Annotated in this window: 27 protein-coding genes, 5 tRNA genes and 1 riboswitch; of the genes, 10 read left to right on the forward strand and 22 right to left on the reverse strand. The window is 58.7% G+C overall.

The window, feature by feature from the left end:
* The 3 genes from flgB to CAF63_RS04755 all read right to left on the reverse strand — a co-directional run bounded on the left by flgB (position 1) and on the right by CAF63_RS04755 (position 2457).
* Complete coding sequence (flgB, locus tag CAF63_RS04745) at positions 1 to 408, reverse strand: flagellar basal body rod protein FlgB (protein WP_007960328.1); 408 nt, start codon at positions 406 to 408, stop codon at positions 1 to 3.
* A 242-nt stretch (positions 409 to 650) separates the two neighbouring features.
* Positions 651 to 1478, reverse strand: a complete 828-nt coding sequence (gene cheR, locus CAF63_RS04750; protein WP_085683589.1) for a protein-glutamate O-methyltransferase CheR — start codon at positions 1476 to 1478, stop codon at positions 651 to 653.
* A 46-nt stretch (positions 1479 to 1524) separates the two neighbouring features.
* A complete protein-coding gene (locus tag CAF63_RS04755) occupies positions 1525 to 2457 on the reverse strand; it encodes a chemotaxis protein CheV (RefSeq protein ID WP_007960326.1) in 933 nt (310 codons plus the stop codon).
* A gap of 82 nt (positions 2458 to 2539) precedes the next feature.
* Between CAF63_RS04755 and flgA the strand changes: the two genes are divergently transcribed.
* The 4 genes from flgA (at position 2540) to CAF63_RS04775 (ending at position 5191) form a co-directional block, all read left to right on the forward strand.
* Positions 2540 to 3301 carry a flagellar basal body P-ring formation chaperone FlgA gene (gene flgA, locus CAF63_RS04760; protein WP_085683590.1) on the forward strand — a complete coding sequence of 254 codons (762 nt, stop codon included), beginning with the start codon at positions 2540 to 2542 and terminating at the stop codon, positions 3299 to 3301.
* A 205-nt stretch (positions 3302 to 3506) separates the two neighbouring features.
* Positions 3507 to 3833 (forward strand): flagellar biosynthesis anti-sigma factor FlgM, encoded by a 327-nt coding sequence (gene flgM / locus CAF63_RS04765; RefSeq protein WP_007960324.1) that lies wholly within the window; start codon positions 3507 to 3509, stop codon positions 3831 to 3833.
* Between the two features lie 48 nt (positions 3834 to 3881).
* Positions 3882 to 4349 carry a flagella synthesis protein FlgN gene (locus CAF63_RS04770; protein ID WP_085683591.1) on the forward strand — a complete coding sequence of 156 codons (468 nt, stop codon included), beginning with the start codon at positions 3882 to 3884 and terminating at the stop codon, positions 4347 to 4349.
* A gap of 95 nt (positions 4350 to 4444) precedes the next feature.
* On the forward strand, positions 4445 to 5191 hold the full coding sequence (locus tag CAF63_RS04775) for a flagellar brake protein (RefSeq protein ID WP_085683592.1): 747 nt from the start codon (positions 4445 to 4447) through the stop codon (positions 5189 to 5191).
* Between the two features lie 59 nt (positions 5192 to 5250).
* Here the strand turns inward: CAF63_RS04775 and CAF63_RS04780 are convergent, their stop codons facing one another.
* From CAF63_RS04780 to CAF63_RS04795, 4 genes are all read right to left on the reverse strand, one after another.
* On the reverse strand, positions 5251 to 6633 hold the full coding sequence (locus CAF63_RS04780; protein WP_085683593.1) for an MFS transporter: 1383 nt from the start codon (positions 6631 to 6633) through the stop codon (positions 5251 to 5253).
* A gap of 68 nt (positions 6634 to 6701) precedes the next feature.
* Positions 6702 to 7943, reverse strand: coding sequence for a glutamine synthetase family protein (locus CAF63_RS04785; protein WP_178081264.1), 1242 nt, complete (start codon positions 7941 to 7943; stop codon positions 6702 to 6704).
* A gap of 219 nt (positions 7944 to 8162) precedes the next feature.
* Positions 8163 to 8855 carry a sensor histidine kinase KdpD gene (locus CAF63_RS04790; protein WP_085683595.1) on the reverse strand — a complete coding sequence of 231 codons (693 nt, stop codon included), beginning with the start codon at positions 8853 to 8855 and terminating at the stop codon, positions 8163 to 8165.
* Entirely contained in the window at positions 8852 to 10456 is a 1605-nt protein-coding gene (locus CAF63_RS04795; protein ID WP_085683596.1) for a tetratricopeptide repeat-containing response regulator, read from the reverse strand. The genes CAF63_RS04790 and CAF63_RS04795 overlap by 4 nt, the downstream gene beginning before the upstream one ends.
* A gap of 222 nt (positions 10457 to 10678) precedes the next feature.
* Here CAF63_RS04795 and CAF63_RS04800 point away from each other — a divergent pair, with 222 nt between their 5' ends.
* The gene (locus CAF63_RS04800) at positions 10679 to 12049 is read left to right on the forward strand and encodes a lysozyme inhibitor LprI family protein (protein WP_085683597.1); all 1371 of its coding nucleotides are present in this window, start codon (positions 10679 to 10681) and stop codon (positions 12047 to 12049) included.
* A gap of 43 nt (positions 12050 to 12092) precedes the next feature.
* Here CAF63_RS04800 and CAF63_RS04805 read toward each other — a convergent pair.
* Positions 12093 to 12169: transfer RNA gene (locus CAF63_RS04805), tRNA-Arg, on the reverse strand.
* A gap of 284 nt (positions 12170 to 12453) precedes the next feature.
* Here CAF63_RS04805 and CAF63_RS04815 point away from each other — a divergent pair.
* Positions 12454 to 12681 (forward strand): hypothetical protein, encoded by a 228-nt coding sequence (locus CAF63_RS04815; protein WP_085683598.1) that lies wholly within the window; start codon positions 12454 to 12456, stop codon positions 12679 to 12681.
* Positions 12682 to 12701: 20 nt separating this feature from the next.
* On the forward strand, positions 12702 to 12881 hold the full coding sequence (locus tag CAF63_RS04820; RefSeq protein WP_085683599.1) for a PA3371 family protein: 180 nt from the start codon (positions 12702 to 12704) through the stop codon (positions 12879 to 12881).
* Here CAF63_RS04820 and phnN read toward each other — a convergent pair.
* Together phnN and CAF63_RS28790 are read right to left on the reverse strand one after the other, a co-directional pair.
* A complete protein-coding gene (phnN, locus tag CAF63_RS04825; RefSeq protein WP_085683600.1) occupies positions 12856 to 13425 on the reverse strand; it encodes a phosphonate metabolism protein/1,5-bisphosphokinase (PRPP-forming) PhnN in 570 nt (189 codons plus the stop codon). The two genes, CAF63_RS04820 and phnN, sit on opposite strands and share 26 nt — an antisense overlap.
* 120 nt (positions 13426 to 13545) lie before the next feature.
* Positions 13546 to 13701 (reverse strand): hypothetical protein, encoded by a 156-nt coding sequence (locus CAF63_RS28790; RefSeq protein ID WP_178081861.1) that lies wholly within the window; start codon positions 13699 to 13701, stop codon positions 13546 to 13548.
* A gap of 112 nt (positions 13702 to 13813) precedes the next feature.
* On the opposite strand from CAF63_RS28790, the gene CAF63_RS04830 reads away from it, so the two are divergent.
* On the forward strand, positions 13814 to 14140 hold the full coding sequence (locus CAF63_RS04830; RefSeq protein WP_003178899.1) for an Arc family DNA-binding protein: 327 nt from the start codon (positions 13814 to 13816) through the stop codon (positions 14138 to 14140).
* Positions 14141 to 14254: 114 nt separating this feature from the next.
* Here the strand turns inward: CAF63_RS04830 and mgtE are convergent, their stop codons facing one another.
* A complete protein-coding gene (mgtE, locus tag CAF63_RS04835; RefSeq protein WP_011335525.1) occupies positions 14255 to 15697 on the reverse strand; it encodes a magnesium transporter in 1443 nt (480 codons plus the stop codon).
* A gap of 320 nt (positions 15698 to 16017) precedes the next feature.
* Here mgtE and CAF63_RS04840 point away from each other — a divergent pair, with 320 nt between their 5' ends.
* Positions 16018 to 16536 carry a cell envelope protein SmpA gene (locus tag CAF63_RS04840; RefSeq protein ID WP_085683601.1) on the forward strand — a complete coding sequence of 173 codons (519 nt, stop codon included), beginning with the start codon at positions 16018 to 16020 and terminating at the stop codon, positions 16534 to 16536.
* 19 nt (positions 16537 to 16555) lie between these two features.
* Here CAF63_RS04840 and CAF63_RS04845 read toward each other — a convergent pair.
* From CAF63_RS04845 to ltaE, 8 genes are all read right to left on the reverse strand, one after another.
* A tRNA-Arg gene (locus tag CAF63_RS04845) sits at positions 16556 to 16632 on the reverse strand.
* Between the two features lie 72 nt (positions 16633 to 16704).
* Positions 16705 to 16781, reverse strand: a tRNA-Arg gene (locus CAF63_RS04850).
* A 71-nt stretch (positions 16782 to 16852) separates the two neighbouring features.
* Positions 16853 to 16929: transfer RNA gene (locus tag CAF63_RS04855), tRNA-Arg, on the reverse strand.
* A gap of 107 nt (positions 16930 to 17036) precedes the next feature.
* Positions 17037 to 17127 (reverse strand) — tRNA-Ser (locus CAF63_RS04860).
* A gap of 62 nt (positions 17128 to 17189) precedes the next feature.
* The gene (gene csrA, locus CAF63_RS04865) at positions 17190 to 17378 is read right to left on the reverse strand and encodes a carbon storage regulator CsrA (protein WP_002554426.1); all 189 of its coding nucleotides are present in this window, start codon (positions 17376 to 17378) and stop codon (positions 17190 to 17192) included.
* A gap of 174 nt (positions 17379 to 17552) precedes the next feature.
* Positions 17553 to 18794 carry an aspartate kinase gene (locus CAF63_RS04870; protein WP_007951048.1) on the reverse strand — a complete coding sequence of 414 codons (1242 nt, stop codon included), beginning with the start codon at positions 18792 to 18794 and terminating at the stop codon, positions 17553 to 17555.
* 90 nt (positions 18795 to 18884) lie between these two features.
* On the reverse strand, positions 18885 to 21509 hold the full coding sequence (gene alaS / locus CAF63_RS04875; RefSeq protein WP_085683602.1) for an alanine--tRNA ligase: 2625 nt from the start codon (positions 21507 to 21509) through the stop codon (positions 18885 to 18887).
* 146 nt (positions 21510 to 21655) lie between these two features.
* Positions 21656 to 22660: a low-specificity L-threonine aldolase gene (gene ltaE / locus CAF63_RS04880; RefSeq protein WP_085683603.1), complete on the reverse strand. Its 1005-nt coding sequence runs from the start codon at positions 22658 to 22660 to the stop codon at positions 21656 to 21658.
* A gap of 196 nt (positions 22661 to 22856) precedes the next feature.
* Positions 22857 to 23028: riboswitch (FMN riboswitch) on the forward strand.
* Positions 23029 to 23130: 102 nt separating this feature from the next.
* Here ltaE and CAF63_RS04885 point away from each other — a divergent pair.
* The gene (locus CAF63_RS04885; RefSeq protein WP_039772077.1) at positions 23131 to 23640 is read left to right on the forward strand and encodes a 6,7-dimethyl-8-ribityllumazine synthase; all 510 of its coding nucleotides are present in this window, start codon (positions 23131 to 23133) and stop codon (positions 23638 to 23640) included.
* 120 nt (positions 23641 to 23760) lie between these two features.
* Here the strand turns inward: CAF63_RS04885 and astE are convergent, their stop codons facing one another.
* The 3 genes from astE to astB are packed head-to-tail and all read right to left on the reverse strand — an operon-like array spanning position 23761 to position 26480.
* Positions 23761 to 24771 (reverse strand): succinylglutamate desuccinylase, encoded by a 1011-nt coding sequence (gene astE / locus CAF63_RS04890; RefSeq protein ID WP_085683604.1) that lies wholly within the window; start codon positions 24769 to 24771, stop codon positions 23761 to 23763.
* A gap of 12 nt (positions 24772 to 24783) precedes the next feature.
* The gene (locus CAF63_RS04895) at positions 24784 to 25074 is read right to left on the reverse strand and encodes a hypothetical protein (protein WP_011335531.1); all 291 of its coding nucleotides are present in this window, start codon (positions 25072 to 25074) and stop codon (positions 24784 to 24786) included.
* Positions 25075 to 25133: 59 nt separating this feature from the next.
* Positions 25134 to 26480 carry an N-succinylarginine dihydrolase gene (astB, locus tag CAF63_RS04900; protein ID WP_085607454.1) on the reverse strand — a complete coding sequence of 449 codons (1347 nt, stop codon included), beginning with the start codon at positions 26478 to 26480 and terminating at the stop codon, positions 25134 to 25136.
* Between the last annotated feature and the right edge of the window lie 53 nt (positions 26481 to 26533).

Raw genomic sequence — 26533 nt, forward strand, 5'->3', positions numbered from 1 at the left:
TTACTCTCCGCGCAGGGCTGACACCAGCCCTTTGAATTTGCTGTTGAGCAGGGTGAAGCTGGCCTGGAAGCCGACGGCGTTTTCTGCGTAGTTCGACTGTTCCAGTTGGGCGTCCACGGTGTTCTGGTCGATCGACGGCTGCATCGGCGTGCGATACATCAGCGACTCGTCGCCATTGCCCAGGCCTTCAGCTTCGATGTGACGGCTGTTGGTCATGTTCAGGGCGATGGTGCCGTTGGCGTTCTTCTGGCTCTGTGCTTCGAGCACTTTGGAGAACTCCAGATCCCGTGCCTTGTAGTTCGGGGTGTCGGCGTTGGCGATGTTGTTGGCCAGCACTTCGGCACGCTGGGCGCGGAAGCCCAAAGCCTTTTCGTGAATGCCGAGCGCTTTATCGAAGCTGATGCTCATGTCGGGAACCTTCAGGTGACCGGATTTTTCGTAACAGGGTTGTAGCAAGCGGCGTGCCAGTTTGAGAAAGCCCCATAATCCGGGGCTTTGCATGGAATCGGCAACGCGGCAATGCCAGAAAAGCGGCAACCGGTTTCCGCCGGATGCCGCTTTTCTGCCGCCCTGCCACCACCGGCAAAACCTTCAGGCATAAAAAAACGAGAGCCCCTGAGGACTCCCGCTTCTTGTGTTGCCGGTCTTGATCACTTCGCCTGGTAGATGATCCCCGGGCTGCACTGAACCATCTGGTAATGATCCGGCAAACCGTTCAGCGCTTCGGAAGCACCAAGGAACAGATAACCGCCTGGCTTCAACGTGCTGTGGATACGCAACAGGATGTCCTTCTTCACCTCGGCGGAGAAGTAGATCAGCACGTTGCGGCAGAACACGATGTCGAACTTGCCCAGACTTGCGTAGCTGTCGAGCAGGTTGAACGAGCGGAATTCCACCCGGTTCTTGATCGGCGCCTTGATCACCCAGCGCCCCGGCCCTTTCGGGTCGAAGTAGCGCTGCAGACGATCGGCGGACAGACCGCGACCGATCGCCAGGCTGTCGTACTCGCCGGTCTTGCAGTTGGTCAGCATGCTGCCGGACAGATCGGTGGCAACGATCTGCACGCCCATCTTCAACTGACCGATGTTGGTCCGCTCGAACTCATCGATCGACATCGACAGCGAATAGGGTTCCTGACCCGATGAGCAGGCCGCCGACCAGATCCGCAGACGCTGGTTGGGGCTGGCCTTGATCGCCTCGGGCAGCACCTTGTTCTTCAAGACTTCAAACGGATAGGTATCGCGAAACCACAGGGTTTCGTTGGTCGTCATGGCATCGACCACCTGCTCGCGCAAACCGCTGCGCGGCTGGGTCTGGATACGCTGAACCAGCTCACCCAGGGACTTGATGCCTTGCTGCTCCATCAGTTTGTTGAGACGGCTCGACACCAGGTACTGCTTGTTTTCACCGAGCAAAATGCCACAGGCTTTTTCCAGGAAGACCCGGAACTGTTCGAAATCCAAATTACCCGTAGACAAATGATGCCGCCTCTTAAATCGTGTTGAACGCCAGGGCAGAAGGCCCTTAGCTGATATCTGCTGCTTTGATCCGGTCGACTACCCGGGATGCCAGGTCATCAGGACGGAACTTGGCCAGGAAGTCATCGGCACCGACTTTCTTTACCATCGCCTGATTGAACACACCCGACAACGAAGTATGCAGGATGATATGAAGCTTTTGCATGCGAGGGTCGCTGCGGATCTCGGCCGTCAGGGTGTACCCGTCCATCTCCGGCATTTCGATGTCGGAGATCATCATCAGGAACTCTTCTTCCGGCTTTTTGCCCTCGTCGACCAGCTTGCGCAGGTAATCCAGCGCCTGCTTGCCGTCGTTCAACGCCACCACTTCGACGCCGACCGTCTGCAGGCAACGCGTCACCTGCTTGCGCGCCACCGACGAGTCATCGACCGTCAGCACCCGCAACGACAATGCCTTGCTCTGGGTCTCGACATCCACCACGCCGACCGAAATCGCTTCCGGCGTCGGCGCGACTTCCGCCAGCACCTTCTCGACGTCGATGATTTCGACTAACTGATTGTCGACCCGAGTCACAGCAGTCAGATAATGATCGCGCCCAGTGCCCTTGGGCGGCGGATGAATCTCTTCCCAGTTCATGTTCACGATACGTTCCACCGAGCGCACCAGGAAACCCTGGGTCTTGGTGTTGTATTCCGTGATGATCACGAACGGACTGTTCTTGTCTTTCAAAGCACCGGAGCCGGTCGCCATCGCCAGATCAAGGATCGGAATGGTCGCCCCCCGGATATTCGCCACCCCGCACACGACAGGACTGGACTTGGGCATCAGCGTCAGTTGCGGGCATTGCAGCACTTCCCGAACCTTGAAAACGTTGATCCCGTAGAGCTGCTGGCCGTCGAGACGGAACAACAACAGCTCCAGGCGATTCTGCCCCACCAGTTGCGTGCGCTGGTTCACCGAATCCATTACACCAGCCATGCCCAGACTCCTACACCAACGCCAAGTGTTGTTGCGACGCACATTCATTACTAAACGGCACGGCGCTTGCTTTTTAACTCGTATGAACGCTCAAACGACATTTTTCCGACGCCTGACATCCCCTCTCCGCAGAGGGCTCTGTGCAGTGTCCGCCATTTGGCTCTGCTTCGCTGGCAGCCCTGCCGTTGCTGATGCGGTTACCTTGCCTGACATGCTTATCGGCGTCACTCAGGGCTTTCTTGAATTCACCGTAGAAGACTATCTGGCTACCAGTCAAACGGAAGGCCGTTATGAAATCGAGGTCAAGCAGCTCGATCCACGCATGCGCATGCCCATGTGCGACAAGGAATTGACAGCCTCGCTGGAAAGCCCGGGGCGTCCTTTGGGTCGCGTGACCGTCAAGGTCCGCTGTGAAGGCGCTGCCCCCTGGACAGTGTTCGTGCCCGCTCAAGTCCGCCTGTTTCGCGAGGTGGTGACCACCACTCGCCCCCTCAAGCGCGCCGGAATAATCGAGCCTCAGGATGTGACCTTGCGCGAGCATGATGTGAGTCAGATCAATCAGGGCTTCCTGACGTCGGTAAACGAAGCCATCGGGCAAAAATTAACCCGACCAACGGTCGCTGATCAGGTACTGACCCTGGTGCACATGGAACAGGCGGAAGTGGTTCGCAAAGGTGATCAAGTCGTGATCACGGCCCGCAGCGGCACCCTCGCCGTGCGCATGCCAGGCGAAGCCCTGTCCAATGGTGGCTTGAGAGAACAGATTCGCGTGAAAAACCTCAACTCCCAACGGGTCATCAAGGCGCAGGTCATCGCGCCGGGCCAGGTGGAAGTGGCGATGTGAGAGCCTGTGAGTGCGCGGCGTGGCGGATAGACGAGGAGACCGTAATCACCCGGGCAGAAAACTGGCGCTGACCAGAGCTGTTCCCTAAACTGTGCCGCAGCAGGGTTTGCTACGGCGCATGCAAGCTCATTGGCAAATGAGCCTAAAGTTTTCCAGGGGATAGCCGAAAACATGGCAAGCGTCCAAATTCCCAGAGGTTTTTAACATGGTCATCGATTTCAGCCGTTTGAACAGCTCCTCGTCACTTACGGGCAGTACACGTACCAGCAACGCCAAGGAAACCGCCGAAACCGGCACCTCCGCGCCGCTGAATACCCCGGCCGAACAGGCCAGTACCGCAAAAAGCGGGGAATCGGTACACCTCAGCAATGAGGCTCAACAGTTGCAGAAGGTCACTGACAAGCTGCGCGATCAGCCTGCCGTCGACAAGGCCCGCGTGGCCGAGTTGAAAGCAGCGATTGCCGATGGCAGCTACAAGGTCGACAGCAACCGTGTAGCCAGCAAACTGCTTAATTTCGAAGCCCAGCGCTAGGCCTCGGTCAGCGCCAGGCTTTTGGACGCTTAAAACCCAAGGCCAGCCATGCACGACACTAATTTATTGCAACTGATCACCGACGACTTTGCTCCAGCGCAACAATTGCTGGAGTTACTGCAAACCGAGTCCCTCGCCTTGCACGGTCGCGACATGCCTCTGCTGGAAGAAATTCTGGCGCGCAAGCAGGCATTGATCATTCTGCTCGAACAGCATGGCCGCAAGCGCAGCGAAATCCTCGCCAGTCTCAATCTGTCGCTCGACCGCGCAGGCCTGGAACAACTGGCCAGCCAGTCGAGCATCGGCGACCAGTTGCTGAGCCAGAGCGATGTCCTGACCGACCTGATTGCCCAGTGCCAGGCAGCCAACGCCAAGAACGGCCAGTCGATCATCATGCAGCAGGCCGCCACGGCCAATCAGCTGAAAATCCTCACCGGCGGCGAGCCTCCCGCGCTCTACGATGCCAGTGGCACCTTCTCCAAACTGCAGAAACCACGCGCGCTCAGCCAGGCGTGATGCTTTCTTCTATGCTTGCGCCCTATCAACGTGCGAAACATGCTGGCAAAATACTGGCCAGCCGTAGTCAAATTTTGTCTGGAGATTGATTTAACGTGTCCAACGTCCTCAGCGCGGATGATGCTCCGCAGCCCCCAAAGGTGCTCACCACACCTCTGGAAATCTCCAGCAACCTGCGCCAGCTGCAAGAGAGCCACGATCCGCTGATCATCACCTTCCACGAGCGCAGCCAGCGCTTCCAGAGTTACCTGATCAAGGTTGATCGGGAAACCGCCACGATTGCCCTGGACGAAATGATCCCGCGCGATGGCGAACGCTTCCTGCTCGCCGGCGAACCGTTCAAGGTCGAAGGTTTTCATGACGGCGTGCGCATTGCCTGGGAATGCGACGGCAAGCTGAACATCGAAGAATCCAGTGGCGACCGCTTCTACACCGGCGACCTGCCCTCCGAAGTGGTTTATCACCAGCGCCGCAACGCCTTCCGCGCAGCCCTGAAGCTGACCGATCTGGTCAGCGTCGTGCTCGGTGGCGAAAAGCTCAAGTCACCGATCGACGGCAAGCTGCTGGATATCTCCGCCACTGGCTGCAAACTGCGTTTCGAAGGCGACATCACCGACCGCCTGCAACTGGGCCAGGTCTACGATCGCCTGATCGCCGCACCGCTGTTCGGCAACCAACCGGCCTCGGTCGAGCTGCGCTACCTGCACTTCGAAGAAAAACTCAACATCACCTTCGCCGGCCTGCGCTTTCACAACATCAGCGGCCCGGCGGCCCGCAACGTGGAGCGTTTCGTTTATCAGCTACAACGCGAAGCGCGTCGGTTTGATAAAGACGACTTCTGATCGGAAGGCATGAAAAACGGGCAGTCATTGCGGTGACTGCCCGTTTTTTTATGCCCGGATCAAGGCCTGGCGGGGCTGATGTCCGGCCCTTCGCCCTCGACTGTCGAGTCGGTTGGCGTGACAGGTTCTGGCTCGGGCTTAGGCTCCGGTTCAGGTTCAGGTTCAGGTTCTGGAGCGACCGTATTCTGCATCTGCTCCTGCACCACCTGCTCGTCGACCCGTGGGTCAAGCGCTGCCACCAGCGGCGAACTGGACATGCTGTCCGGCATCGCCACGTGATGTAGCGGCGCATCGTCGACCTGATGCAGATTGGTCACGGCTTTCGGCCGGATCCGCCACACCAGTACCAGCGCGAAAAAGGTGAAGAACGCATACAGGCTCTGTGGCCCGAACAGCTTCATCAGCACCCCGGCCGCCAGCGGCCCGACACTGGCACCCACGCCGTAGGTCACCAGCAACATCGCCGTCAGCGACACCCGGCGCTCGCCTTCGACATGGTCATTGGAGAACGCCACCGCCAACGGGTACAGACAGAACTGCACCAGCGAGCACAGGAAGCCAACGATGAAGAGCACTTCCAGCGGCACCTGCGGCAGTATCGCCAACGGCAATGCGGCCACCGCCAGCACCAGCGCAAAGCTGCGGATCAACAACGCCCGGTCATAGCGGTCGGACAACCAACCCAACGGCCACTGCACCAGCAGTCCTGCAAAAATGCAGCTACCCATGAACAGACCGACCTGCTCGGTGGACAGCCCTTGCTGTGAAGCATACAGCGGCGCCAGACCGTAGAACGAACCGATGATCAGCCCTGCCCCGAGCACCGTGCTCAACGACTGCGGCACGCGCTTGATAAAGAAGCGCGGCTCCATCGGCGCCGGATGCAGCGGCGCCGGGTGAATCCGCCGGGTCAGTGCCACCGGCACCAGACACAGGGCAAAGCACAGCGCGACCAACATCAGCAGTTCCAGGCCCAGGCCCGGGTGCATGACCAGAATCAGCTGACCGAGCACCAGCCCCAGATACGACGCGATCATGTAGCCGCTGAACACCAGACCGCGCTGCTTGGCGTCGGCCTGCTCGTTCAGCCAGCTCTCGATGACCATGTACTGGCACATCATGCCGAGGCCGACGATGGTCCGCAGCACCAGCCAGGCCGGCAGCCAGTCCACCAGACCATGACCGAGCACCGCCGCGCCGACGATCCCGGCACACGCCGAGTAAGCGCGGATATGCCCGACCCGGGCAATCAGGCGGTGACCGATCTTGCCGCCCAGCACCAGACCGAAATAGTTGGCTGCCATCAACGCACCGACCCACAACCCGTCGACATGGTCGGCAGCCAGACGCAAAGCCAGATAAGTAGAAAGAAGGCCCGAGCCGATCAACATCATCAGCGAGGCGAAATACAGCGCTCGAAAGGATTTCCAGATTTGGCGCATCGGCGTTCCGAGCGGCTCCTTGCGGTAAGTATCGGGCTATCAAACGATAGCCCGACGGCAACATTTCGTCAGGCCTGGGCGGCTAGAACACGGCGTTCCCAGGGAGTGATTTCATCAAAGAAACTGGTCAACTCCATGGTCTTCGAAGCGATGTAGCCTTCGATGAACTCCGTGCCGAACAGTTCCTTTGCAAGCTGGCTGCGCTTCAAACGCTCAATCGCCGCGTGCAACGTGCACGGCAGCGAAAGATTGTCCGGCACTTCGAACTCGCCCTGAATCGCTTCGCTGGGCTCAAGCTCATGCTCAATGCCATGCAGACCGGCCGCCAGACTCGCGGCAATCGCCAGATAAGGGTTTGCATCGGCGCCCGGCAAACGGTTCTCGACCCTACGCGCAACCGGTGAACTGGCCGGAATACGCAGCCCGGCAGCGCGGTTGTCGTGGGACCAGCAAGCGTTGTTCGGCGAAGCAAACGGATGGCACAGGCGCTGGTACGAATTGACGTTCGGCGCAAACAGCGCAGTGAAGTCAGCCATGCCCGCCTGCTGCCCGCCGATGAAGTGGCGGAACATCGCGGTCGGCTGGCCGTCCGCGTCGCTGAACACATTCTTGCCGCTGCCGATTTCGACGATGCTCTGGTGAATGTGCATCGAACTGCCCGGCGTATGCGCCAGCGGTTTGGCCATGCACACCACGGTCAGGCCGTGCTTGAGCGCAACTTCCTTGAGCAGGTGCTTGAACAGGAAGGTCTGGTCGGCCAGCAGCAGCGGATCGCCGTGCAGCAGGTTGATCTCGAACTGGCTGACGCCCATTTCATGCATGAAGGTATCGCGCGGCAGACCGAGGGCCGCCATGCATTTATAGACTTCACTGAAGAACGGCCGCAGACCGTTGTTGGAGCTGACGCTGAACGCTGAATGACCGTCCTCGCGACGACCGTCGAGACCGACGGGCGGCTGGAACGGCTGGGTCGGGTCGGTGTTCGGAGCGAACACAAAGAATTCGAGTTCGGTCGCCACCACCGGCGCCAGACCGAGGGCTGCGTAGCGGGCAATGACTTTCTTGAGCTGACCACGGGTCGACAGGTTGGAGCTTTCGCCGGTCAGCTCGTCGGCATCACAGATTGCAAAGGCCCGTGGCTCTTCACTCCATGGCAACGGATGGATCTGCGCAGGATCGGCCACCAGCGCCAGATCGCCGTCATCGCTGCCATAGAACTTCGCGGCGGGATAACCGCCCATGATGCATTGCAGCAGCACCCCCCGGGCCAACTGCAAACGCCGCCCTTCGAGGAAACCCTCGGCGGTCATTACCTTGCCACGTGGCACGCCGTTCAAATCCGGCGTGACACATTCAATCTCATCAATGCCCGTCAATCGCTGCGCGAGTGAACGCTGGCCATCGGTTGTCATGACGCAATCCTTGTTATTGTGCGAGCCGCGAACGGCGACCCGGACAAAATAGGCTTCGGCTGTTCGGAATATCAAGCAGCAGCCAACAAAAAGAATTCCGGTCGATGAATCCGTGATTCAGGGCAGGTAAATACTGAACACACCGCCGCCCAACGGGCCGCCATTACGGATCTCGGTCCGGCCGCCAACACCGTTGCGCTGATGCAGTGCCGCAATGCGTCCGGCGAAGTACAGACCGAGGCCGGTGCTGCCACTGCTGTGGTTGATGCCCTGCACATAATCGGACTGGCGCTCGAGCATTTCGGCCGGGTAACCGTCGCCGTCGTCATTGATGCTCAGCACCAATTGCCCGGCTTCGTCGCTGACGGTGATCAGCAGCGATTCACGGGCGTAGCGGATCGCATTGTTGATGCAGTTGCCCAGCACCGAGGCTATCAGTTCGCGATCAAAGAAACCCAGCGGGCTCAGCGGGTCGACTTCGTAAGTGGCGATGATTCCACGACTGGCGAACACTTCCTGATGTGCCGCCAGTTGCGCCTCGATGAAATCGTCCAGCTCATGATAGGCCGGCTGCAACGGCATCTGATTCACCCCAAGCTTGTACAGCCCGAGCAGCTGCACCAGCATGCCGTTGAGATGGGCGAACTCGAAGTCGATCACGCCCTGCTCCGCCCCTTGACGCTGTGCGTCGGGCAGACGCGCCAGCCATTGGCTGTGGGCCTGCATCAGCATCGCCAGAGAGTTCTTCATGTCGTGCACGGTGGAGGCGATCACCGTGGAAAAATCCAGTGCCTGCTCGTCTTGGTTCATTCGCCAAACGCCTTGCTTTTCAGCTTCTGATAACGCGGATAACGCGCGTCGGTATCGGGCATCATGCCCACCAGTTTCAGGCAGGCCCGACATTCTTCCAGCTCCGCCGACGGCACATTGGTGTCAGTGCCGTGCAGCAACGACTGGGCCATGTTCAGCGCGATACTGATGTTCTTCGGTTGCATCTTCAGCGCCTTGCGGAACACCTCGCGGGCCTCCACCAGGTTGCCGGTCTTGTACACGCGCACGCCCTGACGGTTGAGGTCGGCGGCAGCGTTGCTGGAGCTGAGAATAGTCGGGTCGTCGGTGAGCTTGGCGATGTCTTTCATCACCGTCGGGTCATCGCCGTAGATTTCCGCACAGCTCTTGAGCATCGAGGTGCCCGCCTCGGCCTGACCGAGCATCTGCAATTGCTTGGCGACCAGCAACGCCGCCTCGGGGCTCATGAACTGCTCCATGCCGTCGAGGCGCATCAGTGCTTGTTCGGTGAGTTTTTCGGCGGTCTCGGCATCGTTGAGCAACAGGCTCGTGGCCTTCATCAGGCGCGCCCGAATCTGCAGGCCCGGATCGGTCGGATTTTCTTTCGCCACCGCACTCAGTGTGGTGTTGATCTCCAGACGCGTACGGGTATCGAGCCCGCGCTCGCTGCCCTTGCTGATCAGCGCGTGCGCCAGGCCCAGATTGCTTTCCGGATCCTTGAACCGCGATTGCGCGCCCTGATTCACCGCCTGGCGATAAGCCCGGGAGGCGGTGTCGAAATCTTCGTTGGCCATCGCCAGTTTGCCCAGCAGCGCCTGTCTACGCACGGCCAGCGGCGACAGGCGAATCGCCTCCTCCAGCACCTGTTGCGCGCCTTTGGTATCGCCTTCGGCGACCAGCACGTCAGCCATGCCGTCATACAGCGCCGGCATCATCGGGAAGGTTTTCAGGGCTTTCTCGTAAACGCCCTTGGCCTGACTGACCTGACCACGCTTGAACAGCAACTTGCCCAAACCGGCAAACGCCCACGGCAACGGCCGGTCGGCGATGATGCTGTCGTAGAGGCGCTCGAGCGCTTCGTTCTGATTCATGTCGCGCAATGCATCGGCGCGATAACGCAGGCACAGCGGCGAATAACGGATGTCCTGCTTGCACAGAGCAATGCAGGCGTTGAGCACTTCGACCGGTTTGCCACGGTCGAGAGCCTGCAAGATCGGCTTGAGCAGGGTCTTGCGCTGCTCCAGACGCTCCAGGCGCTGAGCCAGGCCGATACGGTTGAACGGCTTGGTCAGGTACGCGTCCGGCTCGTGTTCCAGGGCACTGAGCACCATCGCCTGACTGGTCTCGGCGGTGACCATCACGAACACCGCTTCGTGACTGATCAGCTTCTCCATCATCAGGTCTTCCAGCACCTGCTGACCGTTCTTCTTGCCGTCACCGAGGTGGAAGTCCTGGAGGATGAAATCGTAGGACTTCTGCGCACACATTTTCAGCGCCTGCTCACCGGTGTCGGCGGTGTCCACATCCTTGACGCCCAGCTCGCGCAACATCGAACGCACGGAACTGCGGAAATCCGAGAAATCATCGACGATCAGAAAACTCTTTTGGTGATACGACAGCATCGAGGATTTCCAGGCAATTGAAGTAGATGGGCCGAGGGCAAAATTCAGGCGCGCAGATGATAGCTGCCGGCCAAATGCTATCAAGCGATTTCGCGCGACTCTGAAGTCACCGAACGGGTTATCGGCCGGATCAGCGGTTCTCTTGAAGCGGGGGTTCAAGATTCGTTGCGTTGCTATTACCCTGCGCGCCTGCTCTAACCTTCCAAATACAAAGGATTCATCGTGTACATCAAGGGACGCTACATCGTGTCGGCCTGTGCGCTGCTGTTTTTTCAGCAGGCACTGGCGAGCGGAATGGACTGCACAAAGGCTGCGAGCGTTGTGGAGAACGCGATTTGCGCGGACAAACCGTTGTATGAGCTGGATGCGCAGATGGGGGCGGCTTACCGGAAATTGATGAAGGCTGCACCGGCGCAGGCCGAAGTGAAAAAGGCTCAGCGTCAGTGGCTGAAGGAGCGTGATCGGTGTGGCGAGGAGGTCAGTTGCCTGAGTCAGCGTTATCAGGAGCGTTTGAAGATTCTGAACGCGCAGTGGATTGCTGTACTGGCTTACCAGCCAGACGAGACTGATAGACAGGCAATGGCCGATCTGCAGCAACAAATTCAGGAGATGAGCAAGAACCATCCCGAGTTTGCACTGGAACGAACTCTTGAATCTCTGCGGACCAAAACCACTGAGACCTCATTCTCTGGCGAGACCGGTGAAGATGACCAAACCCTCTTTCCGAAGACGCGGCCCAAAAATGTCACGAAGGACGAGTGGAAAGCGCTAACCGCATCGGATATCACCGGAGCGGTTGATTTCGGGCAGACCTCATACACCCTGATTGAACTGGATGGCGATGAGCAGCGCGATCTGATTGTGTCGACTTATGCCGGCGGCACGGGGTTGTTCACCTACACGGAAACTTACCGCCGCGCTCAAGACCGGTTCATTCGAAGAGCCGTTGCGCTCGGCCCCGAAAAGAGCGCCGAGAGCTATCTTTTTTACACCAACGATCGAGGTGCAAACCAATCCAACGAATGGATCAAGGTCAACGGCAAAGTGTATTCGGCCTATCGCAACGGATCCTACGGTATTGATCAGGTCTACTTGCTCAACCCCCTGAAAATCAACAGCGACGTTCCCACCCTAACGGTGAGTTACCGGTATGACCTTGATGTGCCCCTCACCCAGCACAAAGAGGATGGTGCAACTACCTACGAGCTCGAACCGACTCTGCGCCAGACGCTCAACCAGGCATTGGCAAAATTGAACGAAGACGATTCCGCGAACGCCACCGCTCAGAAGAGTCCGCTCTGCCCCATTCCTCCAGAAGGAGCCGGGGAAAACGATTACTACAGTTATGGTCCGACGCATTACACCATCGAAATGGTGGCCGATTTACCCGTGTTCATCGGAAGCAATTGCTACATCGGGGCGCTGGTTGACTGGTTTGGCAATTACAGCGAAAACGGAGGGCTTTCAGCACAGCTGGCACTGCGTAAACCGGATTCAGACGAAGATGGGCGCACTTACGAAGTTAATGGGCGTCGACATCTGACCGGAGTAAGCACTTCAATTGGAAAAGTCGAGCCGGATGACGGGATCTAGCCTTTAGCGTCCTGGATCGCTCTGCGCGGGGCTTTTCAATAGATGGTGTCCCAGGGCAGGTTCGAACTGCCAACCTTCCCCTTAGGAGGGGGATGCTCTATCCAATTGAGCTACTGAGACACAGAACTGTCGGTGCGACAGACGGCGTGCATGTTAACGGCCGGGCCCTGATTTGTCATGTCGTCCGCAGGGCTTTTTAAGTGTAGGCAGGCGCCTCGCAAGGGTGCCGGACGTTTTACCGTGCAATTTGCATCCTCGCAAAAAGCCATCATTGCAGAATGCAATGCGACCCTTCCGAAAAACCCTGTTAAATGCTTGTTTTTAAAGGACTTAACAGCGGTTAGACTATTGGCACGACGGCTGCTTTACCGGTTCTTATACAAGAACAATCGGAGACTCGTCTGATGAACAGCGCCCTCGTGTTCGCAAACGCAATCGCACTGGCTGTCCTGGTGGGCTTTCACTTTGTCCCCGAGGACAACGAGAAAGTGGCCGCGCGCATGCCGCATTACCTGCAAGTGCAGAAGGCGCCGCAATGGGCGGTGTTGAGCGATCAGAGCTTCGCACCACAAGCCGTCAGCGAGTCTGAACAGGCGTTGCCGGCGCGTTCGACTGAACGTCTGGTGTTTTGAAATATCTTCAGGAGTACAGCATGTCCAAGTCAGCTGCAGGATTTCTGATCCTCGCCTTATTGAGTGGCCTCAGTCATTTTTCGCTATTCGAGGAAACCGAAATATCCCTGCCCCTGATCGGATGCGGCGTCTTTTCGGCACTGTTCGTATTGGCGCTGGTGGCCGGGCGCAAGATCAAGTTTGATCCGGTATTGCGCTGAACCTGACGAGCTCCAGCAGATGATTGACGGCAACGGCCAGGTCGCCCGAGTTGTCGATCAGGTGCACAGGGCTGTCTGCTGAACGCCTGTCCTTGAACAGCGTGTTACGGGCCAGCCTCGCATCGATCTGCTCAAGCGTCTCCCGACCACGCCGGAGCAGGCGCTCACGCAAGACATCATCCCTGACCGTCAGCAGTACCGGCACCAGCGTCGGGTAGCGTTCCAGCGCTTGCCGAAGGTTCGCCCGAGAACCGTTCACCAGGACGTGTTTGCCGGTTTTCAACCATTGATCCATTTCCACCGGAATCCCGTAAGCGAGACCATTGGCCTCCCATGCCAGCGAAAACTCGCCAGCGCGCTGACGCTGCTCGAACTCCTGCGGCGTCACGCCGATCGCATCCTCGCCCACTGATTCGGCCGAACGGGTGATCACTCGCCTGATGATTTCACAGTTCAATGCCCGCAAGGGTTCACGCGCAGCCTCGATCAGACTGTCCTTGCCGGAGCCGGAAGGTCCCATGAGGTAAATCAGCCTGCCATCCATCCTGAAAACGCCCTCCGGCGGGCATTTGCCCTAGTAAATCGGCCATTTGCCACTATCCTGTACAAGGTAAGGAACAACGATTCAACCCGCATAGCATGCACGTTCTGACGCCTTCGGGCATCAGTCGATGTGCTTCAGGACGCGGTCAGCGATACGGGCCGATGCTTTCTTTTCAAACCAGTCCGCATTTCTGATAATTGGTGCTGGCATTACGCCTTTACCCGGATCAATATTTGTCACAGAATTGACGCCAATGATCTGGCAATTTTGAGGCATGATGCGCGCCTCTTAACAATTCAGGTTGAACCATTTGGCGCGGATGCTTGTCCTACCACACATCCTGCGGCCAATCCCGAGAACCGCTCCCCTGAACTAACCGGTTAAATATATGCGCCCATTGAAACAGGCAATTTATTCCAGCCGTACGGCTGACAAGTTCGTCGTACGTCTGCCAGACGGAATGCGTGAACGCATTGCCGAGGTGGCTCGCAATCATCATCGCAGCATGAACTCCGAGATCATTGCGCGCCTTGAGCAGAGTCTTATTCAGGAAGGTGCACTGGGCGAAGAGCTGAGCATGCGCCTGGACAGCCCGGAGCTGTCGTTGCACGAACGCGAGTTGCTGCAACGCTTCCGCCAACTCTCCCATCGCCAGCAGAACGCGCTGGTTTCTCTGATCGCCCACGACGCCGAAATGGCCGCAGACGCATCCTGAGTCAAACCGAACATCTCAAGCCAGCATCAATGCTGGCTTTTTTTTGCCCGCAATTCGGGTTTTTCATGGGCGAAAAAAAGCCCGCCAATTGGCGGGCCGTTTCATTGCAGTCGGTCAGAGCAGGAAGATCGTCGCCAGCCCCAGGAAGATGAAGAAGCCACCACTGTCGGTCATGGCCGTGATCATCACGCTGGCACCCATCGCCGGATCGCGGCCCATCTTGGCCAGGGTCATCGGGATCAACACCCCCATCAACGCTGCCAGCAGCAGGTTCAACGTCATGGCTGCCGTCATCACCACGCCCAACGACCAACTGCCATACAGCATGTAGGCGACCACACCGATCACTCCACCCCACACCAGGCCATTAATCAACGCCACGGCCAGCTCTTTGCGCATCAGGCGCGAGGTGTTGCCGGTGCTGACCTGGTCGAGCGCCATGGCGCGAACGATCATGGTGATCGTCTGGTTGCCGGAGTTGCCGCCGATGCCCGCCACAATCGGCATCAGCGCCGCCAGAGCCACCAGCTTCTCAATCGAACCTTCGAACAGGCCGATCACCCGCGATGCGACGAACGCCGTGATCAGGTTGATCGCCAGCCACGCCCAACGGTTGCGCAGGGACTTCCAGACCGAGGCGAAGATATCTTCCTCTTCACGCAGACCCGCCATGTTGAGGACTTCGCTTTCGCTTTCCTCACGAATCAGGTCGACCATTTCATCGATGGTCAGACGGCCGATCAGCTTGCCGTTCTTGTCGACCACCGGGGCCGAGATCAAGTCGTAACGTTCGAACGCCTGAGCGGCGTCATAGGCGTCTTCGTCCGGGTGAAAACTCACCGGGTCACTCGCCATGACTTCGGAAACCTGTTTCTCCGGATCATTGACCAGCAAACGTTTGATCGGCAGCACGCCCTTGAGCACGCCGTCGTAGTCGACCACGAACAGTTTGTCGGTATGGCCCGGCAGCTCTTTGAGGCGGCGCAGGTAACGCAGAACCACTTCGAGACTGACATCCTCACGGATGGTCACCATCTCGAAGTCCATCAGCGCACCGACCTGCTCTTCGTCGTAGGAGAGCGCCGAACGCACACGTTCGCGTTGCTGCTGATCCAGAGTCTCCATCAGTTCATGGACGACGTCTCGCGGCAGCTCGGAGGCCAGGTCAGCAAGTTCGTCGGCATCCATGTCCTTGGCCGCAGCCAGGAGCTCGTGATCGTCCATGTCGGCGATCAGCGTCTCGCGGACGGAATCGGATACTTCGAGAAGAATGTCGCCGTCGCGATCGGCCTTGACCAGCTGCCAGAGCGTCAGACGATCGTCCAGCGGCAGGGCTTCAAGAATGTAGGCGACGTCGGCGGAGTGCAGATCATCGAGCTTGCGTTGCAGCTCGACGAGGTTTTGCCGGTGGACCAGGTTCTCGACCCGGTCATGATGCGGGCCTTCCTGGCGATGAGTCAGGTCTTCGACGACCCGCTGGCGCTGCAGCAGCTCGACGACCTGAGCCAAGCGATCCTGCAGGCTTTCCTGTGTTTTCTTTACTTCGATTTCGGACATAGGCGAACTCCACTCCCAGCAGCGGGGCACGCCGGAAGGATCAATCAGTCAATTCATGATTGGTGAAACGGGCTATTGAGTAACTACTGGGTAAGTCCATGGAATTTTTCCATAAGCCCCGGCGGGGCTGACGGGCGCAATGATACACCGCTTGCCGTTTTTAAACGTTAAAAAATAGTGGCTGAAACAAGCGCTTGCGAGACAAAGCTGAGCGCTGTCCTGACTCTTCTGATTGCGACGACTCATCCTGAAAAGAAAACACACCGGCAGTGAAAAAACTGCCGGCTACGCTTGAGGAGGATCGTCAAGGAGGACGCCAAATGCCAACAAAAACATCCCGATTAATGCTGACCACCCTGCTCTGCCTGCCCACCGTCGGGAGCGCAACAACACTTCATCGCTGCGAAGCTTCTGATGGTAGCGTCACGTTCACGACATTGAGCTGCGCGAACGATGAGCACCTTTCATTGCAGGAAGTTCACCCCTACTCGCCCGGCTCGACAGTCACCCTGATACCCGAAGCCCGGCACGAAGAAATATCCGGTATGAATATCAGAAAGCGAGAAATGGCCGTCGTCGGGCGCACCCAGGACAAATGTGGAGATTTGATCGACGCGCGACAGAAACGCGAGGCGATCATCAATCAACGAATCATCGCCGGCATGAGCCAACAGGATGTTGAAAGCGCGCTGGGCAAACCCGACAAGGTGAACATCCGTAATTCGGCAACGAGTTATCGTTACGACCTCAAGCGAGGCCGCAGTGCTCAAATCGATTTTGATGAGAAAGGATGCGTGACGGAAAAAGCCAAATCCCGGACAGCAAAAAGCCCGCGTTAAACGCGGGCTTTTCGGTATATGGTGCACTCGACAGGATTCGAACCTGTGACCGCTCGGTTCGTAGCCGAGTACTCTATCCAGCTGAGCTACGAGTGCAATTTGTGTTTTTAGACCAGACCACAACTGGCTGAACCCGAGCTACTTACATTGCTATAAATAACTCTTAAATGGTGCACTCGACAGGATTCGAACCTGTGACCGCTCGGTTCGTAGCCGAGTACTCTATCCAGCTGAGCTACGAGTGCATTTGTGTTTTTAAACCAGATCACAACTGGCTGAAGCCGAGTCACTTACATTGCTATAAATGACTCTTAAATGGTGCACTCGACAGGATTCGAACCTGTGACCGCTCGGTTCGTAGCCGAGTACTCTATCCAGCTGAGCTACGAGTGCATTTGTTGCGCCGCATTATAGCCCGTCTAATCTCTATTCCAACCACTTTTTCTATAAATTTCAACAACTTACAGAAAAAGCCAGATTACAACGTACTAAGCAAATAATGGCGGAGAACGGGGGATTCGAACCCCCGACACCCTTGTGAGGTGTACTCCCTTAGCAGGGGAGCGCCTTCGGCCACTCGGCCAGCTCTCCGCAACACGGGGCGTATATTAACCAGCTTCTTCCCCGTTTGCAAACATAAAAATCGATAAAAATTAATGGCTTGGTTCTTCGTCCTTCTCTTTCTTTATACGCAGGTAAATTTCCTCACGGTGCACGGCCACCTCTTTCGGGGCGTTGACGCCGATACGCACTTGATTTCCTTTAACGCCGAGCACGGTCACGGTGATTTCGCCATCACCGATAATCAGGCTTTCTGCGCACCGACGAGTCAGAATCAGCATACCTTTCTCCTCACGCGAATCATTTCAGGGACAATAGTCTGCAAAAAAAAGGCACCCGACCTACAACCGGAGCGATCGTAGCCCTGTATGCCTGAGTATTGACCAGCGCGAGCAAAACGCTTCGCACCATCAAAAATAAAGGGCGCGGTCAGACCGCGCCCTCAAGACAACGCCTTACTCGCCCTGACGGGCCGGAGCGTCGAGTTCGAAAGCTGTGTGCAGGGCGCGCACAGCCAGTTCCAGGTACTTCTCTTCGATCACCACGGAAACCTTGATTTCCGAGGTCGAGATCATCTGGATGTTGATGCTTTCTTTGGCCAGGGATTCGAACATGCGGCTGGCCACACCTGCGTGGGAACGCATGCCGACGCCGACGATCGAGACCTTGGCAATTTTGGTGTCGCCCACCACTTCACGGGCACCGATCTCGCGAGCGGTGTTTTCCAGCACGGTCTGCGCGGACTGGTAGTCGTTGCGGTGCACCGTGAAGGTGAAGTCGGTGGTGTTATCGTGCGCGACGTTCTGCACGATCATGTCGACTTCGATGTTCGCGGCACTGATCGGGCCGAGAATCTTGAACGCCACGCCCGGGGTGTCTGGCACGCCACGGATGGTCAGCTTGGCTTCATCGCGGTTGAAAGCGATGCCGGAAATGATCGGCTGTTCCATGGTTTCCTCTTCATCAATAGTAATGAGGGTGCCCGGACCCTCCTTGAAGCTGTGCAGTACGCGCAGCGGAACGTTGTACTTGCCGGCGAACTCCACCGCGCGGATCTGCAGCACCTTGGAACCGAGGCTGGCCATTTCCAGCATCTCTTCGAAGGTGATCTTGTCCAGACGCTGAGCAACCGAGACCACGCGCGGGTCAGTGGTGTAGACACCATCGACGTCGGTGTAGATCTGGCACTCGTCAGCCTTCAGCGCAGCGGCCAGCGCCACACCGGTGGTGTCGGAACCGCCACGCCCCAGGGTCGTGATGTTGCCGTGCTCGTCGACGCCCTGGAAACCGGCGACCACCACCACGCGACCTGCTTTCAGGTCACCGCGAATCTTCTGGTCATCAATCTGCAAGATACGCGCTTTATTGTGCGCGCTGTCCGTCAGGATTCGCACCTGGTTGCCGGTGTACGACACCGCCGGCACACCGCGCTTGATCAGCGCCATGGCCAACAGGGCGATCGTCACCTGCTCACCGGTGGAAACGATCACGTCCAGTTCACGCGGAACCGGTTGATCTTCGCCACTGATTTGCTTGGCCAGATCGATCAGACGGTTGGTTTCGCCGCTCATTGCAGACAGCACAACCACCAGGTCATCGCCGGCATCGCGGAATTTCTTAACCTTGTCGGCGACCTGCTCGATTCTCTCGACAGTGCCGACCGAGGTGCCTCCAAATTTCTGTACGATCAAAGCCATTTCAAAGCCGCCTCTGCCCATGAAGGGCGCCCAATAATCACTCAAACAGCCGCCGGGCCCGCCACTAGACTGCGGGCCCGACGGGCCGTCTTATAAACCCTGCTCGACGAATGGAACGGTCAGCGCCAGTGCGCCATCCAGTGCACCGGCGTCGACACCGCCGCCCTGCGCCATGTCCGGACGACCACCGCCCTTCCCGCCCACTGCCGCAGCAGCCTGTTTCATCAAATCACCGGCTTTGAGTTGGCCAGTCAGGTCCTTGGTTACGCCTGCAACCAGTACGACCTTTTCCTCATGGACACTGCCGAGCAGGATCACTGCGCGGCCGAGTTTGTTTTTCAGCTGATCGACCAGCGCCAGCAGCGCCTTGCCGTCCTGACCATCCAGACGCACGGCCAGCACTTTCACGCCCTTGACGTCCACGGCCGAAGCCGACAGATCGTCGCCTGCTGCAGCAGCGGCCTTGGCCTGCAACTGCTCGAGCTGCTTTTCAAGCGCACGGTTGCGCTCCAGCACAGCCGACAGCTTGTCGATCAGGTTGTCGCGGCTGCCCTTGACCAGGCTGGCCGCTTCCTTGAGTTGTTCTTCAGCAGCGTTCAAGTAAGCCAGCGCCGCAGCGCCGGTGACCGCTTCGATACGACGCACGCCCGATGCCACACCGCCTTCACTGATGATTTTCAGCAGGCCGATGTCGCCGGTACGGTTGGCGTGGATACCGCCGCACAGCTCGACGGAGAAATCACCGCCCATGCTCAGCACGCGCACGTTGTCGCCGTACTTCTCGCCGAACAGCGCCATCGCGCCTTTCTGCTTGGCGGTTTCGATGTCGGTTTCTTCGGTTTCAACGGCGGAGTTCTTGCGGATCTCGGCGTTGACGATGTCTTCCAGCGCCTTGATCTGCTCAGGCTTGATCGCTTCGAAGTGGCTGAAGTCGAAGCGCAGGCGCTGACTGTCGACCAGCGAGCCTTTCTGTTGAACGTGATCGCCCAGCACTTTGCGCAGTGCAGCGTGCAGCAAGTGAGTGGCCGAGTGGTTCAGCGAGGTGGCGTGACGCACGTCGGCTTCGACGTGGGTTTCCACCGGTGCACCAACGATCAGGCTGCCCGACGCCAGTACGCCGTGGTGCAGGAACGCGCCGCCGGTCTTGGTGGTGTCGCGCACGTCGAAACGGCTGTTGCCGGCCTGCAGGTAACCGCAATCGCCAACCTGGCCACCGGATTCGGCGTAGAACGGGGTCTGGTTCAGCACCACAACGCCTTCCTGCCCTTCACTCAAGACGTCCACGGACTGGCCATCTTTATAGAGAGCAACGACTTTCGCCGAACCACTGGTGGCGTGATATCCGGTGAACTCGGTGTCGACGTCAACCTTGACCAGGCTGTTGTAGTCCAGACCGAACGAGCTGGCGGAACGTGCACGGACGCGCTGGGCTTCCATTTCACGCTCGAAACCGGCTTCGTCGATGGTCAGGCTGCGCTCGCGGGCGATGTCCGCGGTCAGGTCCATCGGGAAACCGTAGGTGTCGTAGAGTTTGAACACCACGTCGCCCGGAACTACGTCACCTTTGAGCTCGGCCAGATCCTGCTCGAGAATCTTCAGGCCCTGCTCCAGGGTCTTGGCGAATTGCTCTTCTTCGGCTTTCAGTACGCGCTCGATGTGCGCCTGTTGGGATTTCAGCTCAGGGAAGGCATCGCCCATCTCGGCCACGAGTGCGGCAACGATCTGGTAGAAGAAGCTGCCCTTGGCGCCCAGCTTGTTGCCGTGACGGCAAGCGCGACGAATGATCCGGCGCAGCACGTAGCCGCGACCTTCGTTGGACGGCAGCACGCCGTCGGCAATCAGGAAGCCGCAGGAACGGATGTGGTCAGCCACGACTTTCAGAGACGCCTGATTGTCGTTGCTGCAACCGATGGCCTTGGCCGAAGCGGCCAGCAGGCTCTGGAACAGGTCGATTTCATAGTTCGAGTGAACGTGCTGCAGCACGGCACTGATCCGCTCAAGGCCCATGCCGGTGTCCACCGACGGGGCTGGCAGCGGGTGCAACACGCCATCGGCGGTGCGGTTGAACTGCATGAACACGTTGTTCCAGATTTCGATGTAACGGTCGCCGTCTTCTTCCGGCGAGCCCGGTGGGCCGCCCCAGATGTCGGCGCCGTGATCGTAGAAAATCTCGGTGCAAGGACCGCACGGGCCGGTATCGCCCATGGTCCAGAAGTTGTCGGAGGCGTAAGGCGCGCCCTTGTTGTCGCCGATACGCACCATGCGCTCGGCCGGCACACCGACTTCCTTGGTCCAGATGTCGTAGGCCTCGTCATCGCTGGCGTAGACGGTGACCCACAGCTTTTCCTTCGGCAGGTTCAGCCACTTTTCGGAGGTCAGGAAGTTCCAGGCGTAGGTGATGGCATCACGCTTGAAGTAGTCGCCGAAGCTGAAGTTACCCAGCATTTCGAAGAAGGTGTGGTGACGGGCGGTGTAACCGACGTTTTCCAGGTCGTTGTGCTTGCCGCCGGCGCGCACGCATTTCTGGCTGGAGACGGCGCGGGTGTACGCGCGCTTTTCCTGGCCCAGGAAGCAGTCCTTGAACTGGTTCATCCCCGCGTTGGTGAACAGCAGGGTTGGGTCGTTGCCCGGAATCAAAGAGCTGGAGGCTACACGGGTGTGGCCTTGCTCTTCGAAGAAGCGAAGGAAGGCTTCACGGATTTCTGCGCTTTTCATTAGGTTCTTCCACGGAGGCTGCGGCCAAAGGCCTGTACGAAACGTCAACAGACGAAACGACGGCAAAGGGCCGCATTATATCGGCCCTGCGCGCGGGGTACAGCGTGTTTATACGATAGAAACGGTCAATTGGGTGGCTAACGCTGTCACTTGCGCGAAAACTCGACGAATGTCGCGACCACTTGCTCGATTTGCGCGCGGTTGACGTCCATGTGAGTGACCATCCGCAGCCGGGCCGCAGCGCTCAATTTGATCCCGCGCTCGGCAGCGAATGCCTTGATCGCCTCGGCACGATCGCCCATCTGCACGTAAACCATGTTGGTCTGCACCGGCTCGACGCTGAAACCGGCCTCGCACAGACCTTCGGCCAGCAACTGCGCGTTGGCATGGTCATCCGCCAGACGCTCGACGTTGTGATCCAGCGCATACAGCCCCGCCGCCGCCAGCAATCCGGCCTGACGCATACCGCCACCGACCATTTTGCGCAGGCGCCGGGCCTTTGCAATCAACGCCGACGAACCGCACAGCACCGAACCGACCGGCGCACCAAGACCTTTGGACAGGCACACCGAGACCGAATCAAAATATTGGGTGATTTCCCGGGCATCGACCCCGAGCTTGACCGCTGCGTTGTACAGCCGCGCGCCGTCCAGATGCAGTTGCAGGCCGTTGTCTCGAGTGAACTGGCGGGCCCGGGCCAGATAGTCCAGCGGCAGCACTTTTCCCTGCATGGTGTTTTCCAGCGCCAGCAGACGGGTGCGGGCAAAGTGGAAGTCGTCAGGCTTGATCGCCGCTGCCACCTGATCCAGGTCCAGCGAGCCATCGGCCTGCACTTCCAGCGGCTGCGGCTGAATCGAGCCGAGCACCGCTGCGCCGCCGCCTTCGTATTTATAGGTGTGTGCCTGTTGACCGACGATGTATTCGTCGCCGCGCTCGCAGTGCGCCATCAACCCCAGCAGGTTGCTCATGGTGCCGGTCGGGACGAACAGCGCCGCAGCAAAACCCAGCCGTTTTGCCAGTTCGGTCTCCAGACGATTGACCGTCGGATCTTCGCCATACACGTCGTCGCCGGTATCGGCGCGAGTCATCGCATCGAGCATGGCGGGAGTCGGTTGGGTGACGGTGTCGCTGCGAAGATCGATAACGCTCATGAACCTGGCCTCTGGTCAGCAGGGGAAATCCCTTTACGAAGACGAATTACTGCGGGCATGGCGCGGATTAATCAACCCTTGAGCAAGGAAAAGTCGTTTGCGCGCTTCGAAAAACTCGATGGCAACATCACAAAGGCGCAATGCACTGCCCGGAAATCTGTGTTAAAAACGCTGCGCCGCCCGATAAAGGGCGGCGAAACGTTCTCAGGGCGGGGTGCAATTCCCCACCGGCGGTAATTGCGCGCAATGCGCATAGCCCGCGAGCGCTTGGTGACGTACACGGCAAATGCCGTGAGCGGCGGCAAGGTCAGCAGACCCGGTGTGATTCCGGGGCCGACGGTCACAGTCCGGATGAAGAGAGAACGGGATTGACGCCAAAGGGCCGCCCGCCGTGTTCGCGCGAGCGTGCGTACCCTTGAATCCCTTTCGATTCATAACGCCCTGTTTTTCACACAAACAGGAGTCAGAACATGCAACCCACCGCTATCGACAGCAAAAGCAAACACCCTCACGGCGAGCGCGTCGCGTTCATCCAGGCCTGCTGGCACAAGGAAATCGTCGACCAGAGCCGTAAAGGTTTCCTCGCCGAAATGATCGCTCAGGGCTATCAAGAATCGGACATCGACTTCTTCGAAGTCGGCGGCGCCTTTGAAATGCCCCTGCACGCCAAGCTGCTGGCCAAGACCGGTCGTTATGCCGGTATCGTTGCCGCCGCCCTGGTGGTGGACGGCGGAATTTACCGTCACGAGTTCGTTGCCCAGTCGGTGGTCAGCGGCCTGATGCAGGTTCAGCTGGAAACCGAAGTGCCGGTGTTCTCGGTGTCGCTGACCCCGCACCACTTCCATGCCGGCGAAGAACACCAGAAGTTCTTCTTCGAGCATTTCGTGCACAAGGGTCAGGAAGCGGCGAAGACATGCGCCGACACGTTGCAGAAAGTGCGTGCGTTGCGCCGTACCGAGCCGCGTGCTGTCGCGGTCTAAGCATCATAAAAACTGTGGGAGCGAGCTTGCTCGCGAAAGCGGACTGACAGTCAACATCAGTGTTGAATATCAGATCGCATTCGCGAGCAAGCTCGCTCCCACATTGGTGATACGGTGCTATCAGGCAAGATTTTCGTCAGTGGTCGGCACGATCAGTATGCCCGCCCGCAGGCCGTTCTTGACCTTGGGGTTGGGGAAGATGATCCGCGCGCCCTGCTCTTCGATGATCCAGCGGGTATTGGCCAGGTCTTCGGCCAGCACATAGCCCATGTCCAGTTCCGAAAAGTTTTCGATGTCCGCCGGCAGATTCAGGCGGAACGCATCGCTGTGCTTGATGATTTCCCGTGCCACGCTGAACAGTTGCAGACCGTCCAGGCCTTGCTCGGCCATCTCAGGTTCCGTGCCTTCGATGATCTGCTTCAGACGGGTCTCCAGCAGCGACACATTGACCCCGGCGTTCTGGCCGAACGGCCGCGCCTTGCCCAGTTCCAGCGTGAAGGACTCGGCCCCGAGCTTGTCGTAGGTGTAGGAACTGAAGACGATCGACGGTTTGTTCTGCAACAGCACCGCTTCCATGCCGGCGGCGCGCAGACGGGCCAGCTCAAGACGGGAATGCTGGCGACCTTCCTTCCACGGATACAGGGCGAACTGCTCGATCTTCGAACCGCGAATCGCGGTGTGCAGGTCGTAGTGCAGGCGCTGACGATCAGGAAGGCTGAAGAAACTCGCCGCCAGACGTTCCAGCTCGCAGGCGCGCAGGGCTTCGGAACCGCTGCTTTGTTCGTGACGGCCGTTGAACAGCCGATTGACGTCCTGCTCGATGAAACGCTCGCCCTTGCGAATCGCTTCCGGGTTACCGAACAGGAACAGAATACGTGCGCGCGGCTTCAGATCGCCGCGGGCGATGTCATGCAGCAACCGGTCGAGCAATTCGATCGGTGCCGTTTCATTGCCGTGGATGCCTGCCGACAGCAGCAGGTCCAGGCCATTGTCGCGTGCTTCGGGTGGCCGGACTTCCAGCGCACCCTCGCTCAACCAGCGCATGCGCACGCCTTCGACAGTCAGTTGAGTCTTCTCCGCCGGTTCGCGGCCGGCGAGGGTCAGTTCAAGCAGTTTGCCGAGGGCGAGCATAGAGCGGTTTCCTTAGTGGTCGTGATTGCAATCCGGGCCGTGCACATGGCCGTCATCGTCGCCGAGATCAGCCGGTTCCATCTCCAGTTGCAGACTTACCAGATTAGTCGCCAATGGGCGCAACAGCAGGTTGGCGTACTCTTCGTCGCCCTCTTCGACGTCCACGCCGATCAACAGTTGGCCGCGGCCGTCCTGCTGGATCCACAGCTCTTTGCCTTGCCACATGACCGCGACGCGGGTGCAGGAAGTTTGCAGTTGCGTGCCGTCAGTGTCTTCAAGGATCAGCTGCAGGGAATCGCTCATGTTTTACGCTCTCTTGGGGAGATGGAACCGTGCACCGCGACGAAGCGGCGCACCGGTCATCAATTGATCTGGAATGGATAAACCGCGCCCAGTTTAAGGATTTGCGTCAGTTCATCCAGTGCCGTCCGGCATTCAAGCAGCAATTGCGGATCCGCCAGATCACTTTCGGTCAGGCGGTCGCGATAGTGCTTTTCAACCCATGCGGTCAACGAACCGTACAACGGGGCGGTCATGATAACCCCTGGGTTGACGGCCGCCAGCTCGGTTTCGTTGAGCGCGACGCGCAGTCGCAGGCACGCCGGGCCACCGCCGTTCTGCATGCTTTGCTTGAGATCGAAGACTTTCACTTCGCGAATCAGGCCGCCGGAGCTGGTCAGGCCTTGCAGGTAATTCCACACGCGCTCGTTGCCACGGCACTCTTCCGGCACGATCAGCAGCATCGAACCGTCTGGACGCGACAGCAACTGGCTGTTGAACAGGTAGGAACGTACCGCGTCGTCCACAGTGACCGCCGAACGCGGCACGCAGACCGACTGGAAGTTGCCGCCGACCTTGGCCAGTTTGGCTTGCAGTTCAGCCAGCATCTGATCGGTGTCGAGGAACGCGTCCTCGTGATAGAACAGCACCTCGCCGTTGCCCACCGCGATCACGTCGTTGTGGAACACGCCCTGATCGATCACCGCCGGGTTCTGCTGCGCGTAGACCACGCCGTCGTCACGCAGGCCGTGCAGACGGGCAACCGCTTGCGACGCTTCGAGGGTCTGGCGCGCCGGGTATTTCTGCGGTGCAGGGTAGCGGGTGTCGAACGCACTGCGACCGAACACGAAGAACTCGACACCGGCCTCGCCGTACTCACGGCAGAAACGCGTGTGGTTGGCTGCGCCTTCGTCGCCGAACTGCGCCACCGCCGGCAATGCGGCATGGTGAGCGAAGTGTTGCTGGTTGGCGAACATCGCGCCCAGCACGCGACTGGTGGTCGGGTGTTCGATGCTGCGGTGGTATTTGCAGTTCAGGTTGGCGGCGGTGAAGTGCACGCGACCGTCAGCGGTGTCGGCGCTCGGGCTGACCGTGGCGGCGTTGGCCACCCACATGCTCGACGCCGAGCAGCTGGCGACCAGCAGCGGCATCGCTTCTTTTGCAGCGCGCTCGATCACCTGAGCGTCGGTGCCGCTGAAACCCAGACGGCGCAAGGCTGCCACGTCCGGCCGTTCCTGCGGTGCGAGGACGCCCTGCTGAAAGCCCATTTCCATCAGCGCTTTCATTTTCGCCAGGCCTTGCAGCGCCGCTTCCTTCGGATTCGAAGACTGCTGGCTGTTGCTCTGGGACGCAACGTTGCCGTAGGACAGACCACCGTAGTTATGGGTCGGCCCCACTAGACCGTCAAAATTGACTTCATAGGATTTCATCAGCGAGGCTCCACGAGAATCTGTTGTTATAGGCTTCAGTAACTATTCAGTAC

This window comes from Pseudomonas sp. B20(2017) (assembly GCF_002113125.1).
Classification (GTDB): Bacteria; Pseudomonadota; Gammaproteobacteria; order Pseudomonadales; family Pseudomonadaceae; genus Aquipseudomonas.